7 protein-coding genes are annotated in these 5,702 nt (G+C 67.2%); 1 reads left to right on the plus strand and 6 read right to left on the minus strand.

Annotated elements, in window-relative coordinates:
* From WBG82_RS04580 to rsmI, 4 genes are all read right to left on the minus strand, one after another.
* Positions 1–733, minus strand: a 733-nt coding sequence (locus tag WBG82_RS04580; protein WP_424421942.1) for a SirB1 family protein, incomplete at its 3' end; no start/stop codon positions are given.
* A 72-nt stretch (positions 734–805) separates the two neighbouring features.
* Positions 806–1,432 carry a BON domain-containing protein gene (locus WBG82_RS04585; RefSeq protein WP_424421944.1) on the minus strand — a complete coding sequence of 209 codons (627 nt, stop codon included), beginning with the start codon at positions 1,430–1,432 and terminating at the stop codon, positions 806–808.
* A gap of 110 nt (positions 1,433–1,542) precedes the next feature.
* Positions 1,543–1,926 carry a YraN family protein gene (locus WBG82_RS04590; protein ID WP_424421947.1) on the minus strand — a complete coding sequence of 128 codons (384 nt, stop codon included), beginning with the start codon at positions 1,924–1,926 and terminating at the stop codon, positions 1,543–1,545.
* Positions 1,926–2,792: a 16S rRNA (cytidine(1402)-2'-O)-methyltransferase gene (rsmI, locus tag WBG82_RS04595; RefSeq protein ID WP_424421949.1), complete on the minus strand. Its 867-nt coding sequence runs from the start codon at positions 2,790–2,792 to the stop codon at positions 1,926–1,928. The genes WBG82_RS04590 and rsmI overlap by 1 nt, the downstream gene beginning before the upstream one ends.
* A 211-nt stretch (positions 2,793–3,003) precedes the next feature.
* Between rsmI and WBG82_RS04600 the strand changes: the two genes are divergently transcribed.
* Entirely contained in the window at positions 3,004–4,413 is a 1,410-nt protein-coding gene (locus WBG82_RS04600) for a penicillin-binding protein activator (protein WP_424421952.1), read from the plus strand.
* On the opposite strand, the gene hemW is transcribed toward WBG82_RS04600, so the two are convergent.
* A complete protein-coding gene (hemW, locus tag WBG82_RS04605; protein ID WP_424421955.1) occupies positions 4,410–5,573 on the minus strand; it encodes a radical SAM family heme chaperone HemW in 1,164 nt (387 codons plus the stop codon). The genes WBG82_RS04600 and hemW overlap by 4 nt on opposite strands.
* Entirely contained in the window at positions 5,554–5,673 is a 120-nt protein-coding gene (locus tag WBG82_RS04610) for a non-canonical purine NTP pyrophosphatase (protein WP_424421957.1), read from the minus strand. Before WBG82_RS04610 ends, hemW begins: the two co-directional genes overlap by 20 nt.
* Between the last annotated feature and the right edge of the window lie 29 nt (positions 5,674–5,702).

Below are 5,702 nucleotides of genomic sequence, written 5' to 3' on the forward strand. Positions count from 1 at the left end.
CCGCATGGACCTCGATGCGCCCCAGCTCGAAGTGAAGGCCGGCGCGGCGCGGCGCCAGCCAGATCATCCGTGTGACGACGAGGCGGGCATGATCGAGTTCGCCGAGGCGGATGGCGCGGCTCAATATGTTGTTCTGGAGCCGCAGCAGAATTTCGCGCGAAGTCACTGACGCATAGACATCGGGCGAAAGCGTCGCCCCCGGTCCCTCGATGTCGCGGATCAGTCGCAGAAGATCGGCGGGAGAAAGCGTTTCGCCGCGATTGAAGGGATCGATGATCGAGGCGCTCGCGCCGGTCTGAAGCCTGAGCACGAAATGGCCGGGGAAATTGAGCCCGCAAATATCGAGGCCGAGCAGGTGCCCGACATGCAGATAGAGAATGCCGAGCGTGACCGGCAATCCCCTGCGCCGGTCGATCACATACATGAGATTGGCGTTGCGGAGATCGTCGTAATTGAGCTCGTCGCCGCGATAGCCGAACTGGCCGGCGAGCACGCCCGCGAGCGCGCCCGAGACGATGGCGGCATTCTCGGTGCGCGCGGGGTCCGCACTGCCGAGCGCCGCGCGCACCGCGCTCACGAGTTCCGCCAGATGATCTTCGTAAGGCGCGAGAGGTTCGGTGGGTCTGTCGAGACGCGCAAGCGCGAGTGCGAGCGAAGCGAGGTCGAGGTCTTCGTCGGGTGTTTCGCCCGCCGCGCGCAGTTCGGCCTCGATGTCGTCTTCCGCCTTGCCCATGCCGGATCATTGCGCGGGAAACGGCGGTACGGCAAGGCCAACAATCAAATCGCGGCCGGATTCGTTAGCGATTCATTGCGCGGCAGCGGAGGACTTTACCTGAACATTCGAAATGACGTTGCGGACGCCGGAAATTCCCCGCGCATGCGCGATGACGCGATTGAGCTCCGCCTGATCCTGCGCGATGCCCATGAGATAGACCGTGCCGCGCAGCGTTTCGAGCGAATAGTTGATGCTGACGATGCGGTTGTCGCCGGTGATGGCGGCGCGGAGCTTGGTCGTGATGAGCGTGTCGTCGGTGCTTTCGGAGAAGCTGCGGCCCTTGCCGACCTGCAATTCGTCAATCACCTGTTTGACGCCGCCGACCGCCCAGGCGACCTTGGTGGCGGCGGCGCGATCCTCCGGCTTCTCGACGAAGCCGAGCAGGACGACGCGGCCATGCGAAACCTGCGTCGACACGCGCCTGAAGAGCTTGGAATCCTTTTCCGCCAGCTTGCGATTGATCTCGAAGGCGATCTCATTGTCGTTGACGCCCTGCTCGAGCCCGCGATCCTGAGCGGCCATCACGCCTCCGGTGGCGCCGGCGCCGATCACGAGGGGCACGCAGGCCGAGGCGCATAGCGCCGAGAGAAGCGCCACACCTACAAGCGTACGCCGCCCGGCGGCGAAGGCGGAAAGCTGCTCCGGCAGATAGCGCATGGGTTCCATCCCTTTTCGTCACACGAATCCATGTTGCGAGGTGACAATCCGCATGAGGCGACATTATGGCGGCGCAGGGCCAGAATGTCCCCGCTCATCGGCCGACCCGGTCAGGGCCGCCAGGCATCGGCGAGATGGCGCGGCCAGCGCCGGGGCGCGACCAGCACCATGTCGAAGCGCATGTCGAGGCCGGAGAGGGCGGGGCGGCCAGCCACGAAGAGTTCGGCCGCACGGACGAGACGGGCGCGTTGGCGGGCCAGCAGCGCCTCGGCGGCGCCGTCGAGGCCGGAGCGCGCCTTGACCTCGACAAAGGCGATCGTCCGGCCACGGCGGGCAATGAGATCTATTTCGCCGGCTCTGGTCCTGATGCGCCGGGCGAGGATGCGATAACCCTTGAGACGAAGGACGAGCGCGGCCAGTGCCTCCGCGCGCAGGCCCGCCTCATGCGCGGCCCGACCCCGAGCGGCCCGATCCCGCGCGGGACGACCCCGCATCAGCCACCGCCCCGCGACAGGTCGAGCGCGCGGGCATAGACCTCGCGGCGGGGAAGCCCCGTCATCGCCACGATTTCGGCCACCGCATCCTTGAGGCTCGCGCGGGCAAGGGCGTTCTCGAGCATGGCGTCGATCTCATGCGCGCCGAGCGGCGCGCGGGCAGCAGGGGGCCCGACGACTATCACAACCTCGCCTTTCGGCGCGCCCGCCTCCTCATAATGACGCGCAAGATCGGCGAGCTGCCCGCGCCGCACCTCCTCGAATTTCTTTGTCAGCTCGCGCGCCACCGCGCCCTCTCGCTCGCCAAGCGCCTCCGCCATGTCGGCGAGCGAGGCGGCGAGGCGGTTCGCGCTTTCGAGGAAGACGAGCGTTGCCGGAACCGGCGCAAGCTCGGCAAGCTCCTTGCGCCGCGCCTCGCGCTTTGCGGAGAGGAAGCCCGCAAAAAGGAAGCGATCGGTCGGAAGGCCCGAAACCATGAGCGCGGCGAGCACTGAGGAGGCGCCGGGCAGCGCGGTCACCATGTGACCGGCCTCCACCGCCTCGCGCACGAGCTTGTAACCGGGATCGGAGATGAGCGGCGTACCCGCATCCGAAACAAGCGCGATCGCCTCGCCCGCCGCGAGCCGGTTCAGGACCTTCGGCCGCATCTCGGCGGCATTGTGATCGTGATAGGGCGCCATCTTGGTCGAAATGCCGTGAATGGCAAAGAGCTTCGCCGTCACCCGCGTATCCTCGCAGAGAACGAGATCGGCCTCGCGCAGCACTTCGAGCGCGCGCAGGCTGATATCCGAGGCATTGCCGATGGGCGTCGCCGTGACATAGAGGCCAGGGGCGAGGCGGGATGCGCGAGGGGTCTGGGGCTTCATATCTGCTGCGCTCGGGTGAAATCGTGCCGACCTTGCGCTGGAAGGCACAATTTGGCAATGGCAGGGGCCGGACGATCGCCAGCGCGGCGACCATCCGCTTCGCCTGAGAATGCTTTATTCCTCGGACCGCATTTTCGGACGGCGAACCGGTATCCACTTCGCCTGAAAATGCTTTAGGCTCCAGCATCCATCGTTTGCGAGGAAGACCCTCTTGGCTGCCCCGACCCACAAGTCCCCTTCCACCTTCATGTCCGGCCTCAAGTCCGGGGTCCGGGCGGCTCTCGTTTTCGGCGCCTTGCTCGGCCTGTCGGCCTGTGCGGGCTTTGGCGGCGGGGAAGCGCCGCCGCCGCGCCCCGTCGTGCAGGCACCGCCGCCCGTCATCGAGCCAGCGCCGCAGCCCGTTCCGGCCCGGCCCGCCGGACCGCCGGCGCGCGACGAAGCCAATTTCTTCACGCCGAAGGGGATGGAGGCGCGGGCCGGATCGCTCGTGCGCGTGGCGCTGCTCCTGCCCTTCAACTCGCCGCGCGCCGAAGTGCGCACGCTCTCGAACTCGCTCTACAATGCCGCGCAGCTCGCGCTTTTCGAATTCAACAATCCCGACATCCTGCTGATGCCGAAGGCGACCGGCGGCAGCGCGGCAGGCGCGCGCGCGGCGGCCGAGGAAGCGATCCGCGAGGGCGCCGACCTCATCATCGGCCCGCTCTTCGCCGAGGAAGTGACGGCGGTGGCGCCCGTCGCACAAGGCTCCAGCGTGCCCGTCGTCGCCTTCTCGACCGATCAGCGCGTCGCCGGAAACGGCGTCTATCTTCTCTCCTTCCCGCCCGACGAGGACGTCTCCCGCATCGTCGACTATGCGGTGACGCATGGCTTCACGAGCTTTGCCGCGCTCTTTCCGCAGAACGACTATGGCGAGCGGGTGGGCAGCGTCTTCCGCCAGGCGGTGGCCGAGCGCGGCTCGCATATCGTCGCCGTCGATACCTATCCCGCAAACGGCGCGAGCATGAACGCGGCCGTCGAGCGGATCGCGAATTACGCCGCGCGCAAGGGCGCACTCGTCGCCAGGCGGGCCGAACTCAAGAAGGCGGGCGACGTGCAAGGGCTCAAGGCGCTCGAAAAGCGCGACACGATCGGCGATGTCACCTATCAGGCGGTGTTTCTGCCTGAAGGAGGGCAACAGCTGAAGGCGCTGGCGCCGCTCCTTCCCTATTACGATGTCGATCCGCGCAAGGTGAAGTTTCTCGGCACCGGGCTCTGGGACGATCCCTCGCTCGAACGCGAACCCTCGCTCGAAGCCGGCTGGTATCCCGCGCCGCCGCCCGAGGCTCATGCCCAGTTCGTGGCGCGCTATATCCGCGCCTATGGCGGAACGCCGCCGCGCATCGCGAGCCTTGCCTATGACGCGGTGAGCCTCACGGTCGCGCTTTCCTCGCGGCTCGAAGGCCAGCGCTTCACATCGGCGGCGCTGACGACGCCGGACGGCTTTGCGGGCGTCGACGGCATCTTCCGCTTCCTGCCCGACGGGCGGACGGAGCGCGGGCTCGCCATCATGGAAATGCACAGCAGCGGCCCCGTGGTGATCGACCCGGCGCCGGCAAGCTTCAACGTGCCGCCGTCTCTCTAGGCGACGAGAAGGCGCGCGAGCAACGGATCGAGGACGAGGCGGCCCTCGTCGGTGGCGCGGATGCGGCCGCCCTCGCGCCGAAGCAATCCCTCCTCGACGAGACGGGCGATGCGCCCCTCGTCGAGCGCATGGCCCGCATGGCGCTCGAAACGGGCAAGCGATATGCCTTCCTGAAGGCGAAGCCCCATCAGCATGAACTCCTCGCCCTGCTCCTCGCGCCCGATCTCTTCTTCCGCTTCGAGCCCGTGGCCTCTTTCCTCGACGGCTGCTAGCCACGCGCCGGGCGCCCTCAGCGCGCGGGTCGCAACGCGCCCGCCGCCAAGAGTGAGCCGGCCATGCGCGCCGGGACCGGCGCCCGCATAGTCGCCATAGCGCCAATAGACGAGATTGTGGCGGCACTCGGCGCCGGGCCGCGCATAGTTCGATACTTCGTAGGCGGACAAACCGGCCTCGGCGCAGATCTCGCCCGTGAGGCGATAGAGCGCCGCCGCATCCTCCTCCTCCGGCAGGCGAAAGGCGCCCTTTTCGTAAAGGCGGGCGAAGGCCGTGCCCTCCTCGATGGTGAGCTGATAGAGCGAGAGGTGATCGACGGCATGGGCAAGCGCCAGCCTGAGCTCGCGCGCCCAGGCATCGACCGTCTGGCCGGGGCGGGCGTAGATCAGATCGAAGGAAAGGCGCGGAAAAGTCTCGCGGGCGAGCGCGATGGCGTGGAGCGCCTCATCGGCCGAATGTAGCCGGCCGAGAAATTTCAGTTCGCGATCATCGAGCGACTGGACGCCGAGCGAGAGGCGATTGACGCCGGCGCGCCTGTAGCCCCGGAAGCGGCCGGCCTCGACGCTGGTGGGATTGGCCTCGAGCGTCACCTCGACATCGCCGCTCATGGTCCAGAGCGCGGCAATCCGCTCCATCACCGCCTCGACCGTCGCGGCCTCCATGAGAGAGGGCGTGCCGCCGCCGAAAAAGACCGACGCCACCTCGCGCGGGCCGGTCAATGCGCGCATATGCGCAAGCTCGCGCGCAAGCGCAGCCGCCCATTGGCGCTGATCGACATTCGCCGCCACATGCGAGTTGAAGTCGCAATAGGGGCATTTCGACAGGCAGAAGGGCCAGTGAACGTAAACGCCGAAACCCGGTTCCGCGTCAGCGCCGGAAGCAGGCATCAACGAGCTGGCGGAAGGCGTCTGCCCTGTGGGTGAGAGGTGTCTTTTCATCCGGCTCCATTTCGCCGAAGGTGCGGTCATGGCCGTTCGGAATGAACATCGGGTCGTAGCCGAAGCCCTTTTCCCCGC

This window comes from Parvibaculum sp., assembly GCF_049671045.1.
GTDB lineage: Bacteria > Pseudomonadota > Alphaproteobacteria > Parvibaculales > Parvibaculaceae > Parvibaculum.